The organism is Hymenobacter sp. R533113 (assembly GCF_056835965.1).
In genome coordinates, this window is record NZ_JAKWBD010000001.1 from 105,591 (window position 1) to 132,589 (window position 26,999).

The following is a 26,999-nucleotide window of genomic DNA, read 5'->3' on the forward strand; positions in this document are numbered from 1 at the left end:
GGGGCAAGGATTTGAGCTACTCAACTGATATGGAAAAAAGCCTTACTCAGTTAAGTAGCAGGGCAAAGGAGGAAAAACATTACGACGACGTAAAAGCCGAGATCGAAGCTATTCGTCGTAAGGTTTCTACCAACAAGAGCAACGACTTAACTCGCTTCAAACCCGAGATTCGGGAGTTGTTGGAGCAGGAAATCGTGTCGCGCTACTACTTTCAGAAAGGCCAGATCGAAGCCAGCTTCGATGATGACCCGGATATCCTTATGGCTATGAATGTGTTGAACGATCAGGCGCGCTATGCAGCACTCCTAAAGCCAGGCACGCCCGAGGCCAAATCTCGGCCCGAGGGAAAGAAAACAGGGGAGAAGTAACCATTAGGCATTTTATGATAAGCAAAAGCAGGCTCCGTAGGGGTCTGCTTTTTTTAGTTTTGCCGGCCGAAAGGTGACTTTCATCCGATCAGCATGGCGCCTCTTTCTAGTTGTACCTTTGCACAAATAACCCTGGCTTATGCTTATTCTTTCCCTTGAAACCTCTTCTCCTGTGTGTTCTGTGGCCGTGCACCAAGCGGGTGTTTTAATGGGCCAGGCGGAACTGCGACGGGAAAAATCGCACTCATCTCACCTAAGCGTGTTAATAAACCAGTTGCTGGAAAACACGGGTCACAGACTGCAAGACGTGGCGGCGGTGGCTCTATCCGATGGGCCAGGTTCGTACACGGGCCTGCGGATCGGTGGGGCGGCCGCCAAAGGATTGTGCTTCGCCTTGGATATTCCGTTGCTGGCCGTTAGTACGTTACAGGCATTGGCTTGGCAAGTAGCCGCCTATACCGCGTCTCCCGAAACCTGTCTTTATTGCCCCATGCTAGATGCGCGGCGCATGGAAGTCTACACCGCTTTATATACCCACGACAGCCAGGAAGTTTTGCCCCCACAGCCTTAGTGTTGACTCCTGATGCACTAGCTGAACAATTAGGTGAGCATCGGGTGTTATTCTTTGGCAACGGAGCAGTTAAATTTCAGCCACTGCTAGCTGGGCAACTCAACGCTGGCTTCTTGGTGGGCATCGAGCCGTCAGCGGTGGCGGTGGGTGCTTTGGCCTGGGGGGCATTTCAGCGTCAGGAGTTTCGGGATGTTGCGTACTACGAGCCGTTTTATTTAAAGGAAGTATATACAACTACTCCAAAGGCGAAGTAGATAGTCTTAGAAACAATGCCATAGCGCTCCTGAGTCATCGAAGCTGTTTAGAAAGTAGTCGTTGGTCAACAGAAACGCAAAGGACTCCCACAATACGGGCGAAATTTGGGGTGCGACCCACCTCATCTCACCTGCTTCATGGAAGTCCTGCCCAAAGATATTATTCGTACCTGGATTCTGCCACATCTGCCCCAGTCTCCCATTGGTCGCCCTAGTCGGGTGGACCCGGTCGAGTTGCTTGAAGCGCTGCTCTACAAACTCAAAACCGGCTGCCAGTGGCGCTATTTGCCGGTTAAACAGTTCTTCACCGGTGCCATTGTGACTTGGCAAGGCGTATATGCCCGGTTCAATAAGTGGCGCAAAGATGGGTCGTGGAAAGTAATGTGGCTAAACGTGTTACGGCGCAACAAACACCTGCTCGATTGTTCCAGCGTGCAACTCGACGGCAGCCATACACCGGCCAAAAACGGTGGGGCGGCCGTGGGCTATCAGGGGCGCAAAAAGGCCCGCACCACCACGGCCCTGTTCCTGGCCGACAATCAAGGCCAGCCCCTGGCTTGTGCGACCCCGCAAGCCGGCAACCACCACGACAGCTACCGCTTGGCGGTCTTGTTTGAGGAGTTGTGCGTACTGCTCGAAGCGGCCGGCATTGCGGTAGCTGGGCTGTTTTTAAACGCCGATAGCGCCTTCGATACCACCGAGTTGCGCCAAGCTTGTGCCGCCCGTGACATCGAAGCCAACATCGCCCGCAACCGCCGCGCCACCGATTGGCAAACGGCTGATGACACGTTCTTTGACCCCGAACTCTACCGTCGGCGCGCCGTGGTGGAACACGCCAATGCCTGGCTCGATAGCTTCAAAACCTTACTCGTACGCTATGAAACCAGCATCGGCAACTGGCTGGCGTGGCATTGGTTGGCGTTCATCGTCCTCTTTCTGCGAAAAATCAACCCTAAACCGACTTTCTAAACAGCTTCATCTATTGATGAGTAGCTGAAGAAAATCTTTGCACTAATTTGAAGCCTTTTGGGTCTTATTTATATGGAAGAAATCATTAACCGCGTAGCACAAAGCGCCCTCACCACGCTTAATCTGGAATTGCTATTGCATCCCGGCGAGCGCATCGTGTATGATATCAAAGACAACCTATTTCAGGGGCTTATTCTGCGCGAAAAGGACTTTCGCGAATTCGTTAAGACCCACGACTGGAGCCAGTACGACGGTAAAAACGTAGCTATCATCTGCTCGGCCGATGCCATTGTGCCTACCTGGGCTTATATGTTGCTGGCCACAAAACTTCAAGGGCACGCCCATCGGTACGTATTTGGCGACTTAGAAGCCTTGGAGCAGGAGTTGTTTCAGGAGGCCATTGCAGCCATCGATGCCGAGGAATATCGCGACGCGAAAGTGGTAGTGAAGGGTTGTGGCAACATTCCGGTGCCGACGTATGCTTATGTAGCTATTATGCAAAAGCTATTGCCAGTAGCAGCCAGCATGATGTACGGGGAGCCATGCAGCACCGTGCCATTGTATAAGCGTCCTAAAATATAGCTGCTGATTTTGCAGTACAGTGAGCCAGTATAAGTGAGGTTGGTTTACGCCCTGTCTTATTATATAGAATACACTTGGTAAGAATGTGCTCTGAACTTGCCCTATTAGATAGGAAGACTTAACCGCCTTGCATGAGTAAACCCACGGCACCCGTTCCTACCATATTAGCTACTACTGGCGTTGCCTTAGTAGTAGCTAATATGGTAGGAACGGGTGTTTTTAACACCTTGGGCTTTAAGTTGCTTAATATCCAAAGTGGCTTTGTGGTGCTGATGCTGTGGGTTGTTGGGGGGCTTATTGCCTTATGTGGCGCCTAGTGCTACGCCGAGTTGGCTGCTGCCATGCCTCGCTCCGGAGGCGAATACCATTATTTATCCCAGATATATCATCCGGCTGTCGGCTTTTTGTCGGGCTGGGTATCCGCTACCGTGGGGTTTGCTGCTCCGACGGCGCTTGGCGCAATAGCCTTAAGCAGTTATGCTACCAGTGTATGGCCAGCCCTGAATCCGCTGTGGCTCTCTGTAGCGGTAGTGCTAGTGCTGACGGCTATTCATGCCACGAGCAGCCGGGCTGGAAGCTACTTGCAAGTGGTTATTACCGCAGTCAAAGTGATGGTGCTGCTGGCATTTATCGGAGCTGGATGGCTGCTTGCTGAGCCACAACCTATCCAATTTGCCCCCCAGCCTACCGATTGGAGTCAGTTGCTCAGTCCGGAGTTTGCTGTGTCATTGATCTATGTCTCGTATGCCTACTCCGGTTGGAATGCGGCTGTGTATTTGACCGGCGAGGTAAGAGCCCCCCAGCGCAACTTGCCGCGTATCTTGCTTATAGGTATATCAATAGTATCCTTATTATATGTGGCACTAAACTTCATCTTTTTTTATTCAACTCCTATTATCAAGCTTGCTGAACAAGTAGAAGTAGGATATATAGCTGCCAACCATCTTTTTGGACCGTCAGTAGGACAACTCATGGGGGGCATCATTGCCGGCTTGCTCTTGTCTACTATCAGTTCAATAATTTTTGCCGGCCCGCGGATCATGCAGATTATGGGTGAGGATCTGCCAGCTTTGCGCCAACTAGCAGTCGTAAGTAAAGCAGGTGTTCCAGTGCGTGCCTTGTTGATTCAAACGGCCCTCACGCTCCTGTTTATTTTTACCTCCACGTTCAAAGCGGTGCTGCTCTACGCGGGCTTTGTCCTCAGTTTGTTCACTTTTCTGACAGTAATGGGCTTATTTGTGCTCCGATGGCGTCAGCCCGACCTGGTGCGGCCTTACCGCGCGTGGGGCTATCCCCTCACGCCGATCCTATTTTTAACCCTTAGTGGCTGGACGCTACTTTTTATTCTTCGTAATAGCCCTACTGAATCAATTTATGGGTTGGCAACGATCTTGGTGGCTTAGTAGTTTATTATGGAGGGCACCGAACAAGGGCAAAGTCCTGAATGTTCATATATAAAGGTCTCAATCTGCCGGGCTTCTAGTAAACATCATTGGCAGAGATAATTACATGATATCACAACCACCTATTGCTGATATCATGAATGGTGATTTCCATATACTCTTACAAGCCTAGTATCTACAACCAATTGAGCTGTATTATTGAGGCAGTAGCGCTCTGTTAAAATAATTTGGAATAGGCAGTGGTACTAATCTGTTGTGTATCAGCACCATAATGGTTATTTAAGAAATTCGATGTCAAATAAAGCTCGAAAACACTTTTTCCCGCTTGCAAACAACAAATTTATCCTGCACTTTTGCGCTCCCAATCCGAAACGCGGTGGGCAAATAAGATGATTTGATTAGACTTAATGTAGTGAGCAAACAATTTTATAAAATTTATTTGCCTCTTTAGTTAAGACTTTCATATCTTTGCACTCCCAAATCGAGAAGCTAGTAAGTCAGGCAAAGTATCAAGGGTTTAAATTTGCATTCGAAAGAAAAACAGGGCTCAAGAAAGAGTTGAAATAAAGATTGTAAATTTTACCTCTTTCGCTTTACAAGCCAAAAACAACTCTTATATTTGCATCCCCAATCCAAAAGAAGGTTGGTTTTTAACAACAGTACGAGTCGCTCGACTCGCTAGGTTTCTTCGAAAGGAAGAGACAAATGTTCTTTGAATGATTGGAAAGTAACAAATGGTAAAGCTTTTAATTAGCTCTCGGTAACACGGAAGGCAAGTTAAAACAAGTAGAACCAAGCAACACGAATTAAATGATTACGTCAATACGTGAGCAAGGATTACGCCCAAGACAGCAGCCTATGTTCGCATAGGTGAAGAGAATTTATACAATGGAGAGTTTGATCCTGGCTCAGGATGAACGCTAGCGGCAGGCCTAATACATGCAAGTCGAACGGGTGTAGCAATACACTAGTGGCGCACGGGTGCGTAACGCGTAACCAACCTACCCGCAACTGGGGGATAGCCCGCCGAAAGGCGGATTAATACCGCATAATATAGAGTGACGGCATCGTCGTTTTATAAAAGATTTATTGGTTGTGGATGGGGTTGCGTAGCATTAGCTAGATGGCGGGGTAACGGCTCACCATGGCGACGATGCTTAGGGGACCTGAGAGGGTGATCCCCCACACTGGCACTGAGATACGGGCCAGACTCCTACGGGAGGCAGCAGTAGGGAATATTGGGCAATGGGCGAGAGCCTGACCCAGCCATGCCGCGTGCCGGATGAAGGCCTTCTGGGTTGTAAACGGCTTTTCTCAGGGAAGAAAAAGGTCTTGCGAGACCAACTGACGGTACCTGAGGAATAAGCACCGGCTAACTCCGTGCCAGCAGCCGCGGTAATACGGAGGGTGCAAGCGTTGTCCGGATTTATTGGGTTTAAAGGGTGCGTAGGTGGCTTGGTAAGTCCGGGGTGAAAGCCCACAGCTCAACTGTGGAACTGCCCTGGATACTGCCAGGCTTGAGAGTCGTCGAGGGTGGCGGAATGGACGGTGTAGCGGTGAAATGCATAGATACCGTCCAGAACCCCAATTGCGTAGGCAGCTGCCTAGGCGACATCTGACACTGAGGCACGAAAGCGTGGGGAGCGAACAGGATTAGATACCCTGGTAGTCCACGCCGTAAACGATGGATACTCGTTGCCAGCGATAGACTGTTGGTGACTTAGCGAAAGCGGTAAGTATCCCACCTGGGGAGTACGCTCGCAAGAGTGAAACTCAAAGGAATTGACGGGGGCCCGCACAAGTGGTGGAGCATGTGGTTTAATTCGATGATACGCGAGGAACCTTACCTAGGCTAGAATGCGCGTGACCGGTTCAGAGATGAGCCTTTCCTTCGGGACACAAAGCAAGGTGCTGCATGGCCGTCGTCAGCTCGTGCCGTGAGGTGTTGGGTTAAGTCCCGCAACGAGCGCAACCCCTACTTTTAGTTGCCAGCATGTCATGATGGGGACTCTAGAAGGACTGCCTGCGCAAGCAGTGAGGAAGGCGGGGACGACGTCAGGTCATCATGGCCCTTACGCCTAGGGCTACACACGTGCTACAATGGCCGGTACAGAGGGTCGCTACACGGCAACGTGACGCCAATCTCACAAAACCGGTCTCAGTTCGGATCGGAGTCTGCAACTCGACTCCGTGAAGCTGGAATCACTAGTAATCGCGTATCAGCAATGACGCGGTGAATACGTTCCCGGGCCTTGTACACACCGCCCGTCAAGCCATGGAAGTCTGGTAGACCTGAAGCTGGTGCTCGTCACAGAAGCCAGTTAGGGTAGAACAGGTAACTGGGGCTAAGTCGTAACAAGGTAGCCGTACCGGAAGGTGCGGCTGGATCACCTCCTTTCTGGAGCTACCTTGCTCACGACATAATTGTTCGTGCCTAATGATTTTACATGCCATTTGTTACTCCTTTCATTCAACGTTTTTAGGATTCGCTTTGCTTTCATTATAAAAATGATGGCAAAGTTGACTCGGGCTAGTAGCTCAGGTGGTTAGAGCGCGACACTGATAATGTCGAGGTCCGTGGTTCGAGTCCACGCTGGCCCACGGGAGAAGGTTGGATAGACAGAACATGGGGGATTAGCTCAGCTGGCTAGAGCACCTGCCTTGCACGCAGGGGGTCAACGGTTCGAATCCGTTATTCTCCACCTATATGCAACTACAATTGGTAGCTGCGTAAGGAGAGTAAACAGTACTAGTTAGCTGTCTTGGTGACAAGCAGCTAACACTATGTCTTCAACAGGAAGACACACGTTCTTTGACGTAGGATAACGAGTAAGAAGAAAAAGAAAGAAGCGAGGACTACTTTTAGTGGTTTCTTGTTACGAGCCGGCCTTCCTGTTTACGGGAGGGCTAGAAGGTAAGTAAGTAAGGGCACACGGGGGATGCCTAGGCTCTCAGAGGCGAGGAAGGACGTGATAAGCTGCGAAAAGCCGCGGGGATTGGCACATACGAAGTGATCCGCGGGTATCCGAATGGGGCAACCCACTACCGTGAAGCGGTAGGGCCTATAGCTTTAGTGCTATAGGGGCAAACCCGGGGAACTGAAACATCTAAGTACCCGGAGGAACAGAAAATAACAATGATTCCCTAAGTAGTGGCGAGCGAACGGGGACGAGCCCAAACCGAGTTGGTTACGGCCAGCTGGGGGTTGTAGGACCTCAAGATCTGATTGTTTGATTTTAGCTGAACGACGTGGGAAAGTCGACCAGAGACGGTGAGAGTCCGGTAAGCGAGCAAGTCAAGCACGGTAGAGGATTCCTGAGTAGGGGGGGACCGGAGAAATCCCCTCTGAATCCAGCGGCACCATCCGCTAAGGCTACATACTCCTGAGAGACCGATAGTGAACCAGTACCGTGAGGGAAAGGTGAAAAGAACCTCGAATAGAGGAGTGAAAAGAACCTGAAACCGTGTGCTTACAAGCGGTCGGAGCCTTCTAGTGGGGTGACGGCGTGCCTTTTGCATAATGAGCCTACGAGTTACTCCTCCCTGGCAAGGTTAAGTGTCTGAAGACGCGGAGCCGCAGCGAAAGCGAGTCTGAACAGGGCGCAGAGTCAGGGGGGTAGACGCGAAACTTTGTGATCTACCCATGACCAGGGTGAAGGTTGGGTAAAACCAACTGGAGGCCCGAACCAGTTTCCGTTGAAAAGGATTTGGATGAGTTGTGGGTAGGGGTGAAAGGCCAATCAAACTGAGAAATAGCTCGTACTCCCCGAAATGTATTTAGGTACAGCGTCGCGGTCAAGTCAGCCGGAGGTAGAGCTACCGATTGGACTAGGGGGTGTCACAGCCTACCGAATCCAGACGAACTCCGAATGCCGGTTGATATACGCGGCAGTGAGGCGTGGGGTGCTAAGGTCCCATGCCGAGAGGGAAAGAACCCAGACCATCCGCTAAGGTCCCTAAATCCGGACTAAGTTGAACAAAGGAGGTCCACTTGCCTTGACAGCCAGGATGTTGGCTTGGAAGCAGCCATTCATTTAAAGAGTGCGTAACAGCTCACTGGTCGAGCGAGAGGGCATCGATAATACGCGGGCATCAAGTCCGGTACCGAAGCGATGGATTTACACGGATGTGTAAGTGGTAGGGGAGCATTCTAGCAGCGGAGAAGGTATGCTGTCAGGCGTGCTGGAGCGGCTAGAAAAGCAAATGTAGGCATGAGTAACGATAAGGCGGGTGAGAAACCCGCCCCCCGATAGACTAAGGTTTCCTGCTCAACGCTAATCGGAGCAGGGTTAGTCGGGACCTAAGGCTACGCCGAGAGGCTACGTCGATGGACAGCTGGTTGATATTCCAGCACTTACTCTAAGAAGTGATGCAGTGACGCAGAAGTGAAAGATGCGCGGGCGGACGGAAGTGCCCGTTGAAGCGCGTAGGTATAGGGTTGGTAGGTAAATCCGCCGACCTTGCTGAACCGTGATAGTACCCTACGGCCTCGGCCACGGGGATAGTCATCCTAATCAGACTGCCAAGAAAACCTGCTAAGCGTTTTAACCTTAGAGTAACCCGTACCGCAAACCGACACAGGTAGTCAAGGAGAGTATCCTGAGGGGCTCGAGTGAATCACGGCCAAGGAACTCGGCAAAATGGACCTGTAACTTCGGGAGAAGGGTCGCTTCCTCTTAGCAATAAGAGAAGCCGCAGTGAAAAGGCCCAGGCGACTGTTTAACAAAAACACATGACTTTGCGAACGCGCAAGCGGAAGTATAAGGTCTGACACCTGCCCGGTGCCGGAAGGTTAAGAGGGAACTTAGTGGCGCAAGCTGCGAAGGTTTGAATCGAAGCCCCGGTAAACGGCGGCCGTAACTATAACGGTCCTAAGGTAGCGAAATTCCTTGTCGGGTAAGTTCCGACCTGCACGAATGGTGTAACGATCTGGGCGCTGTCTCAGCCGTGAGCTCGGTGAAATTGTAGTCTCGGTGAAGATGCCGAGTACCCGCCACGGGACGGAAAGACCCCGTGCACCTTTACTATAGCTTGACATTGACGCTGGGTAACACATGTGTAGGATAGGTGGGAGGCTTTGAGCCGGGGGCGCCAGCTCTCGGGGAGCCAACGTTGAAATACCACCCTTGTGTTACTCGGTGCCTAATCTCCTGAACGGGGAAACAGTGTCTGGTGGGTAGTTTGACTGGGGTGGTCGCCTCCAAAAGAGTATCGGAGGCTTTCAAAGGTCCGCTCAGACCGCTTGGTAACCGGTTGTAGAGCGCAATAGCAGAAGCGGGCTTGACTGTGAGGCCTACAAGCCGAGCAGGGTCGAAAGACGGATATAGTGATCCGGTGGTTCCGCATGGAAGGGCCATCGCTCAAAGGATAAAAGGTACGCCGGGGATAACAGGCTGATCTCCCCCAAGAGCTCATATCGACGGGGAGGTTTGGCACCTCGATGTCGGCTCGTCACGTCCTGGGGCTGGAGAAGGTCCCAAGGGTTCGGCTGTTCGCCGATTAAAGTGGCACGCGAGCTGGGTTCAGAACGTCGTGAGACAGTTCGGTCCCTATCTGTGGTGGGCGTGAGAGATTTGCGAGGACCTGTCCTTAGTACGAGAGGACCGGGATGGACCAGCCGCTCGTGCACCGGTTGTGGCGCCAGCTGCAGCGCCGGGTAGCGACGCTGGGATGAGATAAGCGCTGAAAGCATCTAAGTGCGAAACTCACCTCAAGATGAGATCTCTTATATAGGAAGAGTCGTGGGAGACGACCACGTGGATAGGCTACAGGTGGAAGGTCGGAAACGGCCGAGCCGAGTAGTACTAATGACTCGAACACTTACCAGACAATGCTCTTTTTCTGCTTTCTTCTTACCCGTTACCTGCGTCAACGTTATTTGTTGTGTCTGTGAACTAGACACGAGCGCCAGTAATGGTGGCTTTAGCCCGGGTGTTCACCTCTTCCCATTCCGAACAGAGCAGTTAAGCCCCGGTGCGCCTATGGTACTACCTTCACCGGTGGGAGAGTCGGTCGCCGCCAACCTTATATTCCAACAGCCCCCCAGCGTCCCACTATCCGGATGCGGGGGCTGTTCCCGTTTAGGCCAACTTGGAAGTAAAAAGAGGCTACCCGTCATAATTCTCGTTTTCAACTGAAAATATATTCCAACCAACTACTCTTCCCTTAACGTGTGCTAGAACTTCACTATGTATAAGCATAATAAAAGAGCAGCTATAGTTTGTGACTATAGCTGCTCTTTTATTATGCTTATACATAGTGAATTGTCAGTGTTTTCTAGTTCAAGCGATATGGAAGTTTCGGTGATTGTGAGTCAAGACCACCTATCGAACTGGTCCAGCAACTACTTCAATCATATTTTCAGGCGACAAGTATCTCTGGGCTAATTGCTGCAGAGTATTAGAATTCACTAAATTGATTTGTGCTAGAAAGTCAGAGTAGTGAGAACTGGGTAGACCAAGCAACACGACAGCTTTGTACTTGTCACACTGCTCGAAAACAGTGCTCAGCTCATTGGCAAATTTACCGGTCATATATGTTTTAACGGTTTGTAATTCCTCATTTGGAATTAGTTTTTCCTGCAATTGGCGTAATTCATGATGTACCTCTTTGATTGCTACTTCAGCACTTGCTGCATTTACATCAGTGCCGATAACAAACATATTTGCATGTTCACGGGGGGCTATGCTGGAATAAATACCGTAAGTAAATCCTTTATCCTCCCGGATATTCTTCATTAAACGAGACCCAAAATAGCCCCCCAATACCTTAACTAGTACTTGCAGATGATGTGCATCAGGGTGTATAGGTGCTGGCCACAAACGCCCGATTCGTAGTGAAGCTTGTAGGCTTTGTGCCACAGTAACATACTCGTGTTGAGCAACTGTTATGCTATGGGGGGCGTTTTGTTCGTTTAATGTGCCTGCCAAATCGGAGCCCTGGCCAAGAACTTGAACAACGAGCCGTTCGTGTTGGTCCGAAATGTCACCGCAAAGGAATATCTCTGCAGAGCCAAGTTGGTAAGCCGAATAATAGAAAGCCTTGACTATCTCAGGAGTAAGATTTTTAAACGAATTCTCATTAAAGGTTACACCATAAGGATAACCGTTGCCAAACAGGTTATGTGAGAAGCGTTCGGCAGCCAAATAACCCGTTTTTTGCCGTTCAATTAGCACGTTTTGAATCGTGCGTGACTGTAGTAAATTAAATTCAGTAGTTGGAAATGTAGCCTCTGTAGCTACATCTAGTACTAATGGTAATAGAGCTTCCAGATGGCGTGTAAGACAGTAGAGGGTTAAGGTAGCTCGATCGAAGCCCTGCTCACACTCAAGTGAAGCGCCATAAAAAGCTATAGTATCAGCAATTTGGCGAGCTGTGCGGTTGCTCGTGCCCTCCAGAAGCATACGAGCGGCAAGAAGTGATACACCAGGTTGTGGCTCATACCATTTGCCAGCCGGAAATACTATTTGCAGTCTGATTACAGGCTGCGCATCATTGCGCAGTACGTGCAGACGAGCACCATTAGGGAGTGAAAACACGTCAGCCGCGGGCAGTGTAACACTGGCCAGCGGCTGAACGGGAGGAGCGACTTGACGGTCGAGCATAGAAGCGAGTTAGTTGGTAGAGGAAGCGTCGCTGCCGAAGGCTTCTTCCAGCTTATTAAAGTTAAAGTGTAACGACACTCGAATAGTTTGGGCTAGGGGATTCGCGCGGGAGTTGGGCACTAAGTAAGCACCATCGATACCGAACACTTGGAACCGCCCTCCTAAGCCTAGGCTGAGGTAGCGACGGTCGCCTTTATCGGGATTTTCGTAAAAATACCCTACACGAGCCATCAACAAATCTTTGTACGTGTACTCCAGACCAGCCGAAAGGTTAATTTCTTGCAGCTCTTCTGAAAAGCCCCCCGGTGCGTCACTAAAAGAATTGGTAATAGCACTAACTACGCCTTGCTGTCTTCTTTTTTCATTCTCGGCATCACGACGCGCTAAGTACGCGCTTTGACTGGCATCATCAGTAGGCACATTATCTTCATAGTAAGGACTAGGAACCAATAGTTTAGTGCCATCGAGAGTCAACGTGAGCTTGTTATACGGATCAAGCTCGCGGGTGATGGCTGTGCCCAGCTTGATATTCATGGGCAGAAAATCGGCCTGATTGGCATCGGTATAAGTCATTTTGTTACCGAAGTTCGCAATCGCAGCACCCAGCGCCAAATTATAAGCTCCACCACCAATACTCAGGTCACGGGTATAATAAGTGCCTAAGTCAACAGCCAGCGCATTTCCAGGCTTGGAATCACCACCGCTGATAGGGCCAACAAGGTTGGACCGAATATAGCGTGCCGTTACGCCTACGCCTAGATACTCGCTGAGCTTCTGCCCGTATGATAAAGCAAAAGCGTACTCCTTTGGGTTAAACTGTCCTTCAGACTTATTAAATGCAGAGCGCAATTCAATTTCTCCCAAATCAAAATACGAGAGCGCCGCGGAAATAGCTGCCCTTTGGTTGAGCTTAGCGTAGCCTGATAAATAGGCTATGCCCATGTCGTCAGCAATAGGGCGCAGCCACGGCGAGTAAGATGGCGAAACGCTGTATTGGGTAGGTACGAAGCCTAATTTGCCAGCGTTGTAAAAAGAGGAGTTGGCATCGGGTGAGGTAGCCACACCAGCATCACCAAGCGCCGCGCCGCGCGAGTCGGGGCTAATCAAGAGAGTAGGGACGGCCGTAGTAATAACTTTGGTGCCGTAATCTTGAGCTGTGGCCACAAGTGACAAACCCAGCAAACCGGGGAGAAGCGCATAGCGCAGTGGCAGCTTCGACAAGAGCATATTAAGCGGGAAAAGATGAGCTGAAAGATAAACGTGAGGCCAGTAAGTTAATTCAGAAGAACTAGTTTTTCGTATTTGGAAGCAGTAGAGCCATCACGCGGGGAACGCACGCTGACCCGGTAGACGTATACACCGCGGGCTAATTGATCATTAAATTCATCCCGCCCATCCCAAGTAACATCGCCAAGGTGCGAGCCGCTGCTAATGGCTGTTGTGCGCAAAGTGCGAACCAATTTGCCAGATACGGTAAAAATCTGCACTTGAATGTCAAGATCGTCGCCGGCGCGGTTGTGGTCAAAGTGAAATGCTGTGGTGCTTGCAAACGGGTTGGGGTAGTTGAGTACGTGGTCGAGTGCCAGTTTTTCGGTGCGGGCCGCAATAAATTCAATTTCTTTTTCAGCGGAGTTATTAAACGTATCCCAGGCTTTCACCCGCAGCAGATGAGGCCCAGGAGCAAGATCTTCGAATTGGTAGCGGACCCGGCCAACTTGGAAGCTATCAACCTCGGCTGTATAATAATCGTTTAGAACGACGAGTTGGCTTACATCATTATCCAGGGTGGCCGTTATTTCGTGGCCAATACCTGAGCCCGCCGTGTTAATGCCATTATCGTCGCGCAGACGACTTATCAACGTGGTGGAAGTACCCGTAAGCCCGCCAAACACGAAGGACTCGGTATCCATGAACAGGCGGATGTCCGGCGGTATTGTGTCGGTGGCTGCATTGTCTAAAACGCCCCCCACAACTAAATTTGTGGCGCCGCTGGCATCGGTTCGCCGGATGGTGTCGGCGGCATAAAGGCTTATTTTACCTTGGCCGAAGCTGTAATTGATATCTTTGGGTACGATGAAGGTGAGCTTGAACTCACCGTTGCGCACGCTGGCCTGACCATCGTAGATGATATCGCGCTGCACGGCTACCGTGGGCCGTCCGTCGTTTATTTCATTGCCAAGTAGCGTAACAGCGGAAGGCTTATCAAACACGGTCACCTGCACTTTGCCTGTAAAACCAGCGTCGATGGTACCAGCGGCTGTTGTTACATCGCCAGCCAACTCCACTCGGGAGAGGGCCCGGAGCGTATCGGTAGCAGCAGCGAGTGGCTTTCCATTCAGCTGCCGAATAGCCGCCGACTGCTCGGGGTAGGCTAAGCGCGCAGAAGGGTCACCGAGCAGGGAGAAATTTCGATTGTTGTCGCCAGCCTGGCTACCGTTTTTGGTAAGCGCCATCACATCTCCTAAGCGGGGCATCCGACCATTGACGGGCGCAAAGACAACGGCAAAGAAACGCTCATTCAGAAAGCGATTAAACGTGGAGATAACTACGCGGGTCGTCGTGAGCAAACCGATAGCACCACCCGCCACATTGGTGAGCGCCACCTCGCCCGCTGAATCAAATTCTGGGTTGTCATAGGTACTAAAGTCGCAGGTGGCGGTGAGCATAAAAGTGGGCCGCGTGACGTTTTTTAAATTCAGAACGTCTGATTTGGTGAATATCTGCTCCTGAGTCCATCCCGTTATTCCTCCGTGACCAGCATAATTGATAATAAGCGACCCTTGCTCAATGGCTTCATCGATGGCACGGCTGGCACCAGGTGAATTTTGCTCCCCAGCACCGGCTACCTGCGGATACATATCGAGGTAAACCTTGTGCACGTTATACGCGGGGCGGCGCGATAGTAAGTCGTTAGCCAAGGGCTCAGTGGATGACAACACGTGCTCATTGGCGTCCCCATCGTCGGCAACGAAAGTCACGCGGTTGCGCCATTTGCCATACGCGGCCGGCGAGTCGTAGGTAATAAGCTTATCCACTACCAGCTTGGCCTGAGCAGTAGAGCGAGGCTGGTTGGCGGGTGTGCGCACGGGTAGGCGCCCAATTCCAATATCCAGGCCTTCACTAATGGGGCGGCCGCCTTCGTCCCAGCGGCCCTCAGTATCATCTAGGAGGCCGAAATAATCATCGGAGGAATAAGAAAGTGCCGGGGCGCCGGGGCGGGGAAAAACCAGGTTAAAGGATTCCCGCGACTCGTACACCGGCACGAAGTTTTGATTGATTCTATCGATATCAGGCGAACCACTTTCGGACAGGCGCCGCTGTTTCCACCACGTTGGAACTTTGGTCAGGTCGTTCGTAGGGTCAGATTTATAGTCATATGAAGCGTCGCCGAAGAGCAAGAGCATCGTGCGCTTGCCAGCCGGGGTTCGGTCATAAATCATCTTCATAAAGTCGCGGATGGCCGTTACATCCTGGCCGCCGGAGCTGAACTCGTTGTATATCTGCTCAGTAGTAACTACGGCTACGTTCAGCCTGTCAACTGAGCGGACGGGGTTGCGCCGATACTCGGCCAGGCGCTCAGCTTCGGCCCGAAACAGCGGGTGCGTAACGATGACAAAGTCCAGCCGTCCGTCGAGGTTGAGCGCGTGCAGGTTTTGGGGCGCTACCCGGCCAAAGCTGCGCGGAATTTCAAAGCTGCTGCCTGTAAAAGCGATGAACTCGCGCAGGGAGTCCGTTGGGGCTACAAAAGTGCCACTGGCATCAAGCGAACGAGCTACCGGACGACGTGGGTTAGTGACATCCCACACCGTAGCACTGGCTGCATTCGCTAAAGTGAATCGACTGAAAGCACCCAAAGCAATATTCTCGAACGAGCGAAATTCAAGCTGGGGAGCTACAAAGCGCAACTGACGCTGGGCGTTCAACTCCAGAAAGTCAAGGTAGCCGGCAGCGGACGGGCTATTAGCATTGTAGGTCAGCGATACACGCAAATCAGCGGTGCCCGGTGCTGGCACGGCCACCGTGAGTAAGCTGGTATTGGCTATTTCGGGAAAGAAATTAGAGCTATAGCCAGCTACCGATTGGGAAGCCACATTTTGCCCCCCAACGCTGATTTGGAAGCTAGAAGCACTGTTTGAGGCGGCCGCTACCGATGAAGTAAGCTGCACCGGGGAGCCGGGTACGAGGTCTGGAATGGTAAACGGAATTTCCTGGCGACTCCCTGACTCAAACTTCTCGCCCAGCCATTGCCGTCCCGATTTAAGCAGATTGATCAGATCAATCTCATAGAATTTTCGCTCAGCGAAGGTCGTGATGGTGGCAGTAGGAGCAGCCGTTACGGCCGGAGCCATGGCCACCCGCTTGCCCGACGCCGCGCCAACCGTTATAAAATAGTAGGCTGTATCGGTGTACAGGTGGTAAGAGTGACGAAAGCGGTTAACCGTAGGCGCCTCGCGTTCCCAGATGTGCGGGCCGCGGGCATAGAACAGCACGTACTCGTTGTCGTTGAAAGTGGCATCGTTGTTATCGTTGGCCACAAAAACGGCATTTTCAATTAAGTCATCGGGCCGGTAGGTGCTGTTGGGCTGCGGTAGCATACCCGTGGCGTTGCCGTAGAGTTGGAGACGGCGCGGATCAAGGGTCTGCGGATTGAGGCCCATAGCCGACAAAGCGGCCTTATCAAGCTTATAAATACCGCTAGCCGGCACTCCAATCTTAAACCAGTCGCCTTGCTGAAGTACTGAAGCATTGGGATGAGGACGCCCACCGCGTGAAGCCGTTGGCGGGGCAACTATATAGGTGTACTCGAAGGAAACCAGCCGTTCGGCCTGCCCACTCTGAGCGTGGCGCCGTACGGGCTGGAGAGTAAGAAAACTCACGGGAGCGCGCAGCTCCGTAGCGGTACGCAAGCTTAGTGCGGGCTCGGGGAGCAAATTTGCCGTAGCCAGAAGAGCGGCGTCAGCGGCAGGGAAGGGCTCATAAATGGCATTGCGTAACTGGCCGCTGACTACCCGACCAGCGAGGCGCAGCGTGAACATGCCAATGCGGTCGGTGGGGGCATAGGTGGCACCCCGAAACGAGGGGGTACGGCTGGCTTGCCCAGCCCGCGTGTACACGGTTTCGTAGCCCTGCCACTCCACGATGGTTTGCGCTGTCTGCTCAGTGGCTTGGGCCTGCGCAGTATTCGCAAAGCTCACCAACCCGCAAATGAGCAGCAAAAGCCGAAAAAAGCGCATAGATGTATAAAACGATAGAGAGCGGATATGCGAAGGATAAAAAACAGCTGCAAGCGAGCCAGCTATATAACTACCAGCAGATACAAATATTGTGGTACGCAGTTTCACGCCGGCAAATCATCCAAAAGATGGTTGAAACAAGGAAAGCAGCACGTAGAGTAAAATAATAAGCGGAATGGCTGCTGCCTGCAAAACAAACAACAGGATCATTGATACGATTAGAAACAGGAAACGCACCGAATTGTCCTGCCAGCGTAGGTTCTTAAACTTTAAAGCAAACAACGGCAGTTCCGCTACCAGCAAGCCCGACAATAACAGCGTCAGGCCAAGCAGCACCCACGGATTCAAGATAATCGACGTTAGATTGTAAGTGTCGTAAGCCAGAATCAGGGGCAGAGAAGCTACTACCAGCGTACAGGCCGGCGTGGGCAAGCCAATAAAAGAGCTAGTCTGGCGGGTGTCGTTATTGAACTTAGCTAAGCGTAACGCCGAAAACACGGTCACGATGAAGCCAGCGTAGGGCAGCCATTCAGGCAGTGAATTTGCCCCCTGACCCAGCAAATGGTACAGCATAGCACCTGGCACCACGCCAAAGGAAACCATATCGGCCAATGAATCAAGGTCTTTGCCAATGGGCGAGCTGGCGTGCAAAGCGCGGGCTACCAATCCATCGGCGAAATCAAAAACAGCAGCCAGGCCTACAAGGTAAGCGGCCAGCTCCAGGCGGCCGGCAAAGACGTTGCAAAGCGCCAGACAGCCCGCAAATAAATTAAGACAGGTAATTGCGTTGGGCAAATGATTCTTCATGAAGACTAAAAAACGACGTTAGCGCAAAAACGGATTGGAACGCCGTTCGGCCCCAATGGTAGTAGCCGGCCCATGCCCAGGATACACGGTCACCGAATCGGGGAGAGGTAGAAGTTGAGTACGAATACTTTCGATGAGCGTGTCATAATTGCCCCCCGGCAAATCGGTGCGGCCGATGCTGCTCTGAAACAGCACGTCGCCACCGATGACGGTTTCAGTAGGCTCGTGATAAAACACGACGTGGCCGGGCGCGTGCCCTGGAGCGAAGCGTACTTCCAAGCTAGTCTCGCCGAAAGTGACGGGCTCGCTAGGCGTTAAAAACCCAGTGGGTTCGGCTGGGTTATAATGGGGAAAGCCATAGCTGGGCGCATAAGTCGGTACAGCCCTTAGAACGCTCAGGTCAGCTTCGTGAATCAGGAAAGGCACCTGATACGTGTCGATTATAAACTGATTGCCAAATACATGGTCGATGTGGCAATGGGTGTTCAACAGCAATACAACCTGTAACTCCTGGGCTTCAATGAATGCTTTCAGGGCTTGTTGCTCAGCCTTCTCGTAGCAGCCGGGGTCAATGACAACGCACTGCCTAGTGGCATCATGCAGCAGGTAAGTATTTTCGGAAAAAGCGTTGAAAGTGAAACCAGATACGGTCATGGAGCTACTAAATGGGAACCGGCGCGGGCCGAATGAAATTGGGAGGGTAAGTTACGAGGAGCGGCGCGAAGTTGCGCGAGCACCGGCTAAGTCAAAAAGCGAAAGAGGTCCAAGCAATGTGCTTGAACCTCTCTGAAGCTGGATAAGCCGAAGTTATAAATTGGCTTTACAGAAACCGATACCGCAGGCCCAGGCCATAAGCGCGGGTGAGGCCGCCGGGTGCATCCAGGTATTGATACGTGCCCTTACTGAACTGCTCAATATTGCGGTTGACCAGCAAGTCCAGCACGGCCTCTACCCGGCGCGTCTTGCCGAAGCCGAAGCGCCCGCTAACGCCTCCGGTCAGGTAAGTGCCGGTGGTTTTTTGCGCATCGCGGTATTCCTCAATAACTTCGCTGCCTACCTCATATGTGCGGCGGGTATTGAAGCGAGTGCTAATGAAACTGACTCCAATTGCTCCATCAACTTGGAAACGACGCGTGGGCTGGCGGGTAAGGGTATAGCGTACTCCTATCGGAATAGCTGTGTTCCATGTGTTGTAGACGGCTTTAGTCGCAGTAGGCTCGCCCGTATCGCTGGTACCCGTACCAATGGAGCTTAAATTTCTACGGCGATATAAGCCACTAATTTGCACCGCTAAGCGCGGTGATAACCGATATCCTATAACCATCTGAAAAGGGTTAGGGCTACCCATACTAGGTAAACCCGAAGGATAAATTACAGCATAGTAATGAGAGGCCAACTGCGCACCAACGTACCACCGATGGTATGTTGGCTGGTCGGTTGACTGACCCCGGCAGGGAGTTCTACACCACAGCATTGAAGCCATAATCACAAACAAGATATGCTTGTTCATAGAGTATATCCTAACGGTTTTTATAGCAGAAATAAATATAATCACCTCCGGCCCTTTCATTCAAATCTTGATTATCAGCTTTCCTCCACCCTGATGGTGGTTGGATACTACTGCTATTCCCTCGTAATACACCTACTTCAATGCCTCGGCCCGTTGCTGTTTTACCCATGAATGGATAAATATAGTAGCCGCCAGCCCCATCATTTAAGTCTGGATGTTTCCACTCATTAAAGAAGGGGCCTGGGGCCCACACAGGAATACCATCTGGGATCCCCCATTTGTCCATATTTCCAGTTACAAGGGCAAAAGATTGTATCCAGCGTACAGCCCCTCTGATAGTGCGGTCGGTGCGGCCGGCTTCATCGCCGAGGCGTACTTTGCTGGGGTCACGGGTGAAAGTCAGGTAGATAGTTTGCCCACCCGCCCCGTAATTCAAGTTTATGCGGATGCTAGTGTAACCATCTAATGGATAAGCGTCAGGCTCGAAATTGGGGGCCTTCGCGATTTTTAAATCCAGGATGTCCCCGGCAAAGTTGCCGGCCCCACTGTAAGGAGCAATGCCCTCACTGCTTAAAAAGGCCGTGGTAGGGACGGGTGGGAGAGGAGGGGAACTGCAATCCGGGTCGTCGGGCCGGTCCTCACAGGGAATTTTCAAGATGCCGACGTCTCCATATTTGCTTGTCAACGCGACTCGTTCCGACACATCTAGTTTAGGCCGCATCGGGCGCGGGCTGGTGCCGTCACTCTCCACCCACGTATCATCGCTCACGTATTAGCCCACGGGGTCTTTCGCGATTCCTTTGCGGACATCAGTCACAAACTTGTCCCAGGCTTTTTGGGCTTTCTCAGCCGTGGAGCCGCCTTTACTCTTAGCCGCTTGTTGAGAAGAAGCCGCAGTCGGGCCGGTTGGCTCTAATTCTTCTTTGCCGCAGCTGTAGAGCGTGCAGAGGGTGGCGGCCAGAAAGGTCGCCATGCCCATATGTAATGGATGTCTCATACGAAATAAGGAATAAGTGAAAAAAGGAAATACGACACGACCGGCGCGGGCAATAATTGCCTGTTAAGCTCTCGGGCAAGGAGAGCCGGGCACCGGAAAATATTGCAATAGGTATAGGAGGGGCGGGTAGTCGGATTAGCAATCCGGCTATGATAGTTCTAGGTATAGAAAAATTACGATTAAATAATTACTAGGACAAGTGTTTATTTTTCAAGTTGTGACAATCACCTTTTAAAGGTATTGTAGCAAAGGAGGTGCAGTTAAATAAATCTAAATCAGGCGGCTGTTCATTACTCACCCTTTGTCTATAATAGCCAGGCTTCACCAAATTGCATCCTGTTCACCTTGCCCTCAATGACCACTTACGACTATCTCATTCTCGGTCACGGCCTGGCCGGCGCTACCCTGGCCTACGAGTTGCGGCAGCGCGGCCACGCGGTACTAGTGCTCGATGAACCCCGACCTGACTCGGCCTCCAACGTAGCCGCCGGCCTGATGAATCCCGTGACCGGCCAGCGCTTCGTCCTGACCTGGCTAGCCGACGAGCTGCTACCCGCCGCGGCCGTGTTTTACCGGCAGCTGGAAGCAGAATTTAAGCAGCAGTTTTTCTTCGAGACGCCTATTCTGAAGCTATTTGCCTCGGTGAAGGAGCAAAACTATATTATGGCCCGTAGCGCGGACCAGCCCTGGGGGGTATTTGTGGATGAAATCAGAACGGACCTGCCTGCCATACCAGGCGTAAAAACTGGTCTGGGGGGCATTTTTATTCGCCATTGCGGCCATGTAGCCGTGCGCGAAATGTTAGCCGCTCTTGCCGCTGATGGCCTCGAAAAAGGCTGGCTGCGGCACGAAACTTTTGCCTGGAATGACCTTGTTATCGACTCGGCTGGTGTGACTTACAAAGGCGCAATCCAGGCGCGTCACTTTGTTTTTTGCGAAGGCGCCACTGCCATGCAAAATCCGTACTTCAACTGGCTGCCGATTATTCCTAACCAGGGCGAGGTACTGGACGTGCAGTGCGAGGGTTTGTCGGCGGCGCAGGTGCTGAACAAAGGTGGCTACGTGGTGCCGCTCGGTGACGGGCAGTTTCGGGTAGGTGCTACGTACCGCTGGCCACCACTGCCGTTGGGCACTACGCCTGAGGCACTGACGGAGCTTGGGCAGCGCTTTATGGAGATGTCAGATCAGCCATTTACGGTGCTTGATCAGCGGGCCGGTTTTCGGCCCGCCGTGCGCGACCGAAAACCCGTGCTGGGCAGACATCCAGCTTGGCCGGTTTTGAGTATATTTAATGGCTTCGGCTCCAAGGGCGTGATGCTGGCTCCGCGGCTGGCAACCCATTTTGCCAACGTGCTGGAAGGCACCGAAGCACTTTGGCCCGAGGTCAATATTTCGCGGTATCATTCGTTGTATATTTCCGTACCTGCTGAGGTCGGCGTTTCTTCCTGATTTTCTGCCCTTTTGCTTTCTATATGGAGCACCTATCCTTTTTTATAACGCGCCGACTTTGGGTGGTTGGAGCGCTACTGCTGGGAGTATTGCTGGAGGCTGGCGAGGCCCAGGCCCAAACGGCCCAGGAGCAGTTCGGGCGCGTGCGCATCCAGTATAAGAATTTTGACTGGCAGCTGTTCAGCACTCAGAACTTCAACATCTATTACTACGCTGGCGGCGAAACCACCGCCCGTCGGGCCGCTGAGTACGCTGAAAAAGAGCTGCAGCGCGTCTCTTCCCTCATCGGCTACTACCCTTACTCGAAGACCACGCTTATGCTCTACAACTCCGTGGGCGACCTACGGCAGAGCAATATTGGCCTCGACAGCGACAAGTATCAAACCGGGGGCGAGACCTCGCTGCTGCGCATGAATAAGGTGCAAATCGCCTTTCAGGGCCAGCAAACGCTCTTCAAGCGCGATGTAAGCTCCCAGATTACCCGCGTGCTGCTCAACGATATGATGTATGGCGGCTCGCTGAAGGAAGTTATTCAGAGCACCTACTTATTGCAGCTGCCCGAGTGGTTTATTGCCGGAGCATCGTCGTACGCCGCCGAGGGCTGGAGCGTGGAGATGGACGACTACATGCGCGATATGACCCAGCAGTACGAGGGCGCCAAAACGGCTCCTTTCTTTCTGCGCAATCCGCAGCTGGCGGGTCAGAGCGTCTGGAATTATATTGCGGAGCGCTACGGCTACACCACCATCCAGAACATTCTGAACCTCACGCGTATTACCCGCGACGTAGAGGTAGGTATCAGCAGCTCGCTGAATGTTCCTTATAAGGTTTTCCTGCGCGATTGGCTGGCTTATTACCGTCAGCTGAACGCTCAGCCGCTGGTACCGCTAGTGCAGCCCGACGAGAAAAACCAAGTAGTAAGCAACAACCGGAAAGCAGTGCTGTACTCGCAGCCAGTGCTGAGCCCCAATGGGCAGCGGCTGGCGTACGTGGTCAATGACCGCGGCCGCTATCGGGTAATGACCGTCAACCGCAACGGTTCGGGCCGAACTACTATTCACCGTGGCGGCTACAAAACGCCTGATCAGCAGGTAGAAAATCGGCTTCCAGTGCTGGCTTGGCGCGGCAATGGCCAGGTAGCCGTGGCTGAGATGGACAAAGGCTACATGGCCTTGCGTCTGCGCCCTGCCGATGGCGGCGGGTTTGGTAGCATAGTAGACAATCTGCTGGAGGCCCTGCCTTTCAGCAAAGGGGGCTCATCTATATTCCAACCCTTCTCCCAGGTGCTCGACCTGGCGTACTCGCCCGATGGTAAGTCGTTGGTATTCAGCGGTACGCGTGGGGGGCAAAATGATCTGTATTTGTTGCGGGCCGGCAACCGTACGCCCGAGCGCATCACCAACGATCTGTTCGACGACGTGCAGCCGACCTTTCTGCCCAACGGCGCGGGCATTGTGTTCAGCTCCAACCGGTGGTCGGACGGCACGGCCGAAGGCAGCTTTGCCAGTGTTGTGAACAACTACGACTTGTTTCTCTATCACCTCGACGGACGGGAGCAGCCGGTTGAGTCGCTGGTGAGCACTATCTCTAACGAAGGCCGGCCGCGGGCCGTGTCCGATACTGAGATTTTGTACTTGGGTGAGGAAAGCGGCATACGCAGTTTGTACCGCTTCTCACTCACTACCCGTCAACGGACGGCCGCGAGTAACTTTTCGACCAACCTCAAAGACTTCGACTTCAACGCTAGTACCGGTGCTCTGGGCTTCGTAGCCGCCGACCGCGCCCGCGACATGGTGTATGTGTACCCTGCGTACGCATTGCCGGAGAATATGGCGCTGGCCAAAACAGCGCGTCAGGAAATACTGGAAGAGCGGTCAGCTCCCGCGCCGCCACCCGCTCCAGTTCCCGCGCCCGTACCCGCGCCAGCTCCTGATTCAACTTCCACCCTTGCAGATCAGACTGGGGGCAAATTACGACTGACTCGACGGCGACGCCGCAGCCGCAGGTGGCTCAGAAGCAGGATGAAGCGCCCATCAATACCAGCAACTACGAGTTTGATGAGGACGCGCCCACTCGCACGAATGCGCGGCGGCGGTCGGCTACGGCGGCTAACCTACCCACCGCCCCACCGGCTGATGCCTTCGCGCTGACGGGCCCCTACCGTTACCGCCCCCAGTTCAGCATCGACAATGTGGTGTCGTCGGTATATGTAGATCCGTTGCTGGGCTTTGGCTTGATCGGGCAGGCCAATATGACGGACCTGTTTGAGAACCAACGGATTCAGGCAGGCATCTTTGGTCTTACTGATTTAAAGACCAGCAACATATTCGCGGAGTACACTGACCTGCGCCGCCGCTTCGACTGGAGCATCCGCTACCAAAAACAAGCTTACTTCTTCGACCTTACTGGCTTGGGCCGCACCCGCTACGGCCGCCACGAGGTAGCGCCGACCATTGCTTACCCACTCACGCACAACCTGAGCTTGCGCGGCGGACCCCGATTTGTGAACGTGAACCGGACGCTGCTCAACGTGTTCGACGATTCGCTGGACGTGAGCCGCAACTATTTGGGCGCAACCGGCGAGCTGGTGTATGATAACGCCATTGCAACCGGCGTCAATATGTTGCAAGGCACGCGTATGAAAGTGGGCGTAATGAAGCTCAATAGCTTAAATGACAAGTCACAGAACTTCGGCAAGATCTACGTGGATCTGCGTCATTACCAGAAAATCCACCGTCAGATTATCTGGGCCAACCGCGCCAGCTACGGCCAATTCTTCGGTGATACGCGGCAGCAGTTTCGCCTCGGCGGCATGGACAACTGGCTCTTCAATGAATACGAGGGTGACCAGCGCGTTTTGCCCTCGACCTTCGATCCGACGCAAATGTTCTACCAGCAATTCGTGACCAACCTGCGCGGGTTTGACTACAGCAAGCGCGTGGGTCCGAAGTATGTATTATTCAACTCCGAGCTGCGGGTGCCCATTATTCAGTACCTCACCCGTAAACCCGTTGAGTCAGGGTTCTTTCGCAACCTTCAGCTGACTGCTTTTGCTGATGCCGGCTCGGCTTACTCCGGCCCGAACCCATTCAACGAAAATAACTCCTTCAACACCCAGATAGTGGGCGGCAATGGCAACGCCTTCTCGGCTACTGTTGTCAACTTCCGCAACCCCTTGCTCGTCGGCTACGGCTTCGGAGTCCGGACAACTTTGCTGGGCTTCTACGGAAAAGGAGATATTGCCTGGGGGCAGGAAGACTATAAGCAGCTGGGACCAAAATTCTACCTTACGCTCGGCTACGACTTCTAAAGTCGAAGGGCTGAAAACCTCGTTTTTTTAAGCTGAAATACATTGTAAAAAGCCCCCCGGAAATAATCTGGGGGGCTTTTTTTGGCCCTTCATTGTTTAGCTGCCTGCATAGCCTACCCCCTAAACATCAGGCCTGAAGCGCGAAAAACCAGCGGCCAGCGACTATCTTTGTGGTCCCATTCACTAGTCCCGTGGCCGTGTTGCTCCTTCGTGAGATTTGGTATTTAATGCAGAAGGATTTTCGTCTGGAGTGGCGGCAGCGGGCGGCGCTGAATGGTATGTTGCTGTACGTAGGCAGCACCGTATTTGTCTGTTATCTCAGCTTTGCGCTGCGTGGGGGGCAATTGCCAGCCCCAGCCTGGAACGCGTTGTTTTGGATCATCCTGCTTTTTACCGCTGTAAATGCCGCCGCCAAAGGGTTTTTGCAGGAAAGCCGGGGCCGCCTGCTCTACTACTATACGCTGGTCCGGCCCCAGGCCGTGATTCTGGCCAAAATAGCCTACAACGCGGTGTTGCTGCTGGGTTTGGCGCTGGTTGGCTTTGCGCTGTACGCCGTAGTACTGGGCAATCCGGTGCAGGATGTGCCACTCTTCGTTGGTAACGTTGGACTGGGCGCAGTGGGCTTTGCTACCACGCTCACGCTGGTGTCCGGTATTGCAGCCAAAGCCACGAACAGCAGCACGCTCATGGCTGTACTCGGCTTTCCCATCATGATTCCGATGTTGCTGCTGCTCATCAAGGTTTCCAAAAACGCCCTTGATGGGCTGGAGTTTGAGGCCAGTAGCGGCTCCCTGCTCACGTTGCTGGCTCTCAATCTGATTGTGACGGCCGTGTCGTACCTGCTGTTTCCGTTTTTGTGGCGCGGCTGATTTTTTTAGAAGTGAGAAGTGAGACAGGAGAAGTTAGAAAAATGCCCCCCAATTGTCACAAACCACTACATCGGCTTGTTAAGCACAGTAGCTACTGCCTACGCCTTCCACCATTATCAGTTCTCATGTCTCAGTTCTCACCTCTCACCTCTACTTAAAGACTCATGTCTATAAAAAGAAACTGGTGGAAAGTGCTCGCTATCGTGTTGGTGCTGTACACGGTAGTAGCGGGGTTGTTGGTGCCAGTGCCGCGGTTGGATATCGTGAATGAAAGCATTCGCAACCTCTACTTCCACGTGCCCATGTGGTTCGGCATGACTATCATTCTGACCACCTCGGTTGTGTACTCAGTTCGCTACCTCCGCACGCCCACTGCCCGCCTCGATACGCTGGCGCACGAGTCTGCCAAGACGGGTATCGTGCTGGGAATGCTGGGCTTAGCTACGGGCAGTATATGGGCGCGCTACACCTGGGGCGCCTGGTGGACCTCCGACCCGCGCCTTAATGGGGCCGCTATTGCGATGCTTATCTACGGAGCTTATATTGTGTTGCGCTCTTCCTTTACTGATGAGCAGCAGCGGGCGCGCATCAGCGCCGTGTACAATATCTTTGCGTTCGCGGCGGCTATTCCGCTGCTTTTTGTGTTGCCGCGCCTCACCGATTCGCTGCACCCCGGCGCGGGCGGCAACCCTGGTTTTAGCAACTATGACCTGGATAGCAACATGCGCATGGTATTCTATCCCGCCGTTATTGGCTGGACGCTCATTGGCTTTTGGATTACGCAAGTGAGCAGCCGCCTCGAATTCCTCAAACAGAAAATTTATGAAAAACAGCTGGCGTAACGCCTTTTTGCTCCTGCTGACGCTGCTTGCCTCTGCACTGCAAGCCGCCGCGCAAACCGCTGATACGCCTGAAATGGCAGACGCCTTGCGCCAAAGCGGCAAAATCTATGTGGTTGTAGCCGTGATTTTGATTGTAGTCATTGGCCTGATTGGCTACCTGATTTCGCTCGACCGCAAAGTGAGCCGGCTGGAGAAGGAGATTCAGTAAGCGAAATACTCATCTATAATTG

At 52.6% G+C, this 26,999-nt stretch carries 20 protein-coding genes, 2 tRNA genes and 3 rRNA genes; 17 read left to right on the forward strand and 8 right to left on the reverse strand.

The features are described 5' to 3' along the window. Positions 1-29: 29 nt before the first annotated feature. From MKZ35_RS00430 to rrf, 12 genes are all read left to right on the forward strand, one after another. On the forward strand, positions 30-368 hold the full coding sequence (locus MKZ35_RS00430) for a hypothetical protein (RefSeq protein WP_482511265.1): 339 nt from the start codon (positions 30-32) through the stop codon (positions 366-368). Between the two features lie 139 nt (positions 369-507). Then, the gene (gene tsaB / locus MKZ35_RS00435) at positions 508-939 is read left to right on the forward strand and encodes a tRNA (adenosine(37)-N6)-threonylcarbamoyltransferase complex dimerization subunit type 1 TsaB (protein ID WP_482511266.1); all 432 of its coding nucleotides are present in this window, start codon (positions 508-510) and stop codon (positions 937-939) included. Beyond that, on the forward strand, positions 939-1,193 hold the full coding sequence (locus MKZ35_RS00440) for a hypothetical protein (RefSeq protein ID WP_482511267.1): 255 nt from the start codon (positions 939-941) through the stop codon (positions 1,191-1,193). Before tsaB ends, MKZ35_RS00440 begins: the two co-directional genes overlap by 1 nt. 138 nt (positions 1,194-1,331) lie before the next feature. Continuing rightward, on the forward strand, positions 1,332-2,162 hold the full coding sequence (locus tag MKZ35_RS00445) for an IS5 family transposase (protein ID WP_482511268.1): 831 nt from the start codon (positions 1,332-1,334) through the stop codon (positions 2,160-2,162). A 72-nt stretch (positions 2,163-2,234) separates the two neighbouring features. Next, positions 2,235-2,744, forward strand: a complete 510-nt coding sequence (locus MKZ35_RS00450; RefSeq protein WP_482511269.1) for a DUF2480 family protein — start codon at positions 2,235-2,237, stop codon at positions 2,742-2,744. A 131-nt stretch (positions 2,745-2,875) separates the two neighbouring features. Then, complete coding sequence (locus tag MKZ35_RS00455) at positions 2,876-3,061, forward strand: hypothetical protein (RefSeq protein WP_482511270.1); 186 nt, start codon at positions 2,876-2,878, stop codon at positions 3,059-3,061. 24 nt (positions 3,062-3,085) lie between these two features. Then, positions 3,086-4,147, forward strand: coding sequence for an APC family permease (locus MKZ35_RS00460; protein WP_482511271.1), 1,062 nt, complete (start codon positions 3,086-3,088; stop codon positions 4,145-4,147). Between the two features lie 885 nt (positions 4,148-5,032). Then, positions 5,033-6,545 (forward strand): 16S ribosomal RNA (locus MKZ35_RS00465). Between the two features lie 129 nt (positions 6,546-6,674). Next, positions 6,675-6,748, forward strand: a tRNA-Ile gene (locus MKZ35_RS00470). Between the two features lie 27 nt (positions 6,749-6,775). Next, a tRNA-Ala gene (locus MKZ35_RS00475) sits at positions 6,776-6,849 on the forward strand. Between the two features lie 210 nt (positions 6,850-7,059). After that, positions 7,060-9,975 (forward strand): 23S ribosomal RNA (locus MKZ35_RS00480). Between the two features lie 84 nt (positions 9,976-10,059). Continuing rightward, a 5S ribosomal RNA gene (gene rrf, locus MKZ35_RS00485) occupies positions 10,060-10,171 on the forward strand. Together the 16S, 23S and 5S rRNA genes with 2 tRNA genes alongside form the textbook arrangement of a ribosomal RNA operon. A 299-nt stretch (positions 10,172-10,470) precedes the next feature. Here rrf and MKZ35_RS00490 read toward each other — a convergent pair. The 8 genes from MKZ35_RS00490 to MKZ35_RS00525 form a co-directional block, all read right to left on the reverse strand. Further along, a complete protein-coding gene (locus MKZ35_RS00490; RefSeq protein WP_482511272.1) occupies positions 10,471-11,751 on the reverse strand; it encodes a M16 family metallopeptidase in 1,281 nt (426 codons plus the stop codon). Positions 11,752-11,760: 9 nt separating this feature from the next. Next, positions 11,761-12,978 carry a type IX secretion system outer membrane channel protein PorV gene (gene porV, locus MKZ35_RS00495; protein ID WP_482511273.1) on the reverse strand — a complete coding sequence of 406 codons (1,218 nt, stop codon included), beginning with the start codon at positions 12,976-12,978 and terminating at the stop codon, positions 11,761-11,763. A 47-nt stretch (positions 12,979-13,025) separates the two neighbouring features. Next, entirely contained in the window at positions 13,026-16,985 is a 3,960-nt protein-coding gene (gene porU / locus MKZ35_RS00500; RefSeq protein WP_482511274.1) for a type IX secretion system sortase PorU, read from the reverse strand. 117 nt (positions 16,986-17,102) lie between these two features. Further along, positions 17,103-17,792, reverse strand: coding sequence for a CDP-alcohol phosphatidyltransferase family protein (locus MKZ35_RS00505; RefSeq protein ID WP_482511275.1), 690 nt, complete (start codon positions 17,790-17,792; stop codon positions 17,103-17,105). An 18-nt stretch (positions 17,793-17,810) separates the two neighbouring features. Continuing rightward, on the reverse strand, positions 17,811-18,446 hold the full coding sequence (locus MKZ35_RS00510; protein ID WP_482511276.1) for an MBL fold metallo-hydrolase: 636 nt from the start codon (positions 18,444-18,446) through the stop codon (positions 17,811-17,813). A gap of 166 nt (positions 18,447-18,612) precedes the next feature. Next, entirely contained in the window at positions 18,613-19,140 is a 528-nt protein-coding gene (locus MKZ35_RS00515; protein ID WP_482511277.1) for a hypothetical protein, read from the reverse strand. A 172-nt stretch (positions 19,141-19,312) separates the two neighbouring features. Continuing rightward, entirely contained in the window at positions 19,313-20,023 is a 711-nt protein-coding gene (locus tag MKZ35_RS00520; RefSeq protein ID WP_482511278.1) for a hypothetical protein, read from the reverse strand. 51 nt (positions 20,024-20,074) lie between these two features. After that, entirely contained in the window at positions 20,075-20,299 is a 225-nt protein-coding gene (locus tag MKZ35_RS00525) for a hypothetical protein (RefSeq protein WP_482511279.1), read from the reverse strand. 354 nt (positions 20,300-20,653) lie between these two features. Between MKZ35_RS00525 and MKZ35_RS00530 the strand changes: the two genes are divergently transcribed. The 5 genes from MKZ35_RS00530 (at position 20,654) to MKZ35_RS00550 (ending at position 26,977) form a co-directional block, all read left to right on the forward strand. Continuing rightward, positions 20,654-21,748, forward strand: coding sequence for an NAD(P)/FAD-dependent oxidoreductase (locus MKZ35_RS00530; protein ID WP_482511280.1), 1,095 nt, complete (start codon positions 20,654-20,656; stop codon positions 21,746-21,748). Positions 21,749-21,771: 23 nt separating this feature from the next. Continuing rightward, positions 21,772-23,898, forward strand: coding sequence for a TolB family protein (locus MKZ35_RS00535; RefSeq protein WP_482511281.1), 2,127 nt, complete (start codon positions 21,772-21,774; stop codon positions 23,896-23,898). Between the two features lie 1,387 nt (positions 23,899-25,285). After that, complete coding sequence (locus MKZ35_RS00540; RefSeq protein WP_482512240.1) at positions 25,286-25,927, forward strand: heme exporter protein CcmB; 642 nt, start codon at positions 25,286-25,288, stop codon at positions 25,925-25,927. 170 nt (positions 25,928-26,097) lie between these two features. Beyond that, on the forward strand, positions 26,098-26,769 hold the full coding sequence (locus MKZ35_RS00545) for a cytochrome c biogenesis protein (RefSeq protein ID WP_482512241.1): 672 nt from the start codon (positions 26,098-26,100) through the stop codon (positions 26,767-26,769). After that, entirely contained in the window at positions 26,750-26,977 is a 228-nt protein-coding gene (locus MKZ35_RS00550; RefSeq protein WP_482511282.1) for a CcmD family protein, read from the forward strand. The genes MKZ35_RS00545 and MKZ35_RS00550 overlap by 20 nt, the downstream gene beginning before the upstream one ends. Positions 26,978-26,999 lie beyond the last annotated feature (22 nt).

Coding starts and splice junctions, on each gene's coding strand:
- MKZ35_RS00510 (WP_482511276.1), bottom strand. CDS start 18,446: ATGACCGTATCTGGTTTCACTTTCAACGCTTTTTCCGAAAATACTTAC.
- MKZ35_RS00430 (WP_482511265.1), top strand. CDS start 30: ATGGAAAAAAGCCTTACTCAGTTAAGTAGCAGGGCAAAGGAGGAAAAA.
- MKZ35_RS00460 (WP_482511271.1), top strand. CDS start 3,086: ATGCCTCGCTCCGGAGGCGAATACCATTATTTATCCCAGATATATCAT.
- MKZ35_RS00455 (WP_482511270.1), top strand. CDS start 2,876: ATGAGTAAACCCACGGCACCCGTTCCTACCATATTAGCTACTACTGGC.
- MKZ35_RS00490 (WP_482511272.1), bottom strand. CDS start 11,751: ATGCTCGACCGTCAAGTCGCTCCTCCCGTTCAGCCGCTGGCCAGTGTT.
- tsaB (WP_482511266.1), top strand. CDS start 508: ATGCTTATTCTTTCCCTTGAAACCTCTTCTCCTGTGTGTTCTGTGGCC.
- MKZ35_RS00550 (WP_482511282.1), top strand. CDS start 26,750: ATGAAAAACAGCTGGCGTAACGCCTTTTTGCTCCTGCTGACGCTGCTT.
- MKZ35_RS00530 (WP_482511280.1), top strand. CDS start 20,654: ATGACCACTTACGACTATCTCATTCTCGGTCACGGCCTGGCCGGCGCT.
- MKZ35_RS00540 (WP_482512240.1), top strand. CDS start 25,286: ATGCAGAAGGATTTTCGTCTGGAGTGGCGGCAGCGGGCGGCGCTGAAT.
- MKZ35_RS00445 (WP_482511268.1), top strand. CDS start 1,332: ATGGAAGTCCTGCCCAAAGATATTATTCGTACCTGGATTCTGCCACAT.
- MKZ35_RS00535 (WP_482511281.1), top strand. CDS start 21,772: ATGGAGCACCTATCCTTTTTTATAACGCGCCGACTTTGGGTGGTTGGA.
- porU (WP_482511274.1), bottom strand. CDS start 16,985: ATGCGCTTTTTTCGGCTTTTGCTGCTCATTTGCGGGTTGGTGAGCTTT.
- porV (WP_482511273.1), bottom strand. CDS start 12,978: ATGCTCTTGTCGAAGCTGCCACTGCGCTATGCGCTTCTCCCCGGTTTG.
- MKZ35_RS00525 (WP_482511279.1), bottom strand. CDS start 20,299: ATGAGACATCCATTACATATGGGCATGGCGACCTTTCTGGCCGCCACC.
- MKZ35_RS00515 (WP_482511277.1), bottom strand. CDS start 19,140: ATGGGTAGCCCTAACCCTTTTCAGATGGTTATAGGATATCGGTTATCA.
- MKZ35_RS00505 (WP_482511275.1), bottom strand. CDS start 17,792: ATGAAGAATCATTTGCCCAACGCAATTACCTGTCTTAATTTATTTGCG.
- MKZ35_RS00450 (WP_482511269.1), top strand. CDS start 2,235: ATGGAAGAAATCATTAACCGCGTAGCACAAAGCGCCCTCACCACGCTT.
- MKZ35_RS00520 (WP_482511278.1), bottom strand. CDS start 20,023: ATGCGGCCTAAACTAGATGTGTCGGAACGAGTCGCGTTGACAAGCAAA.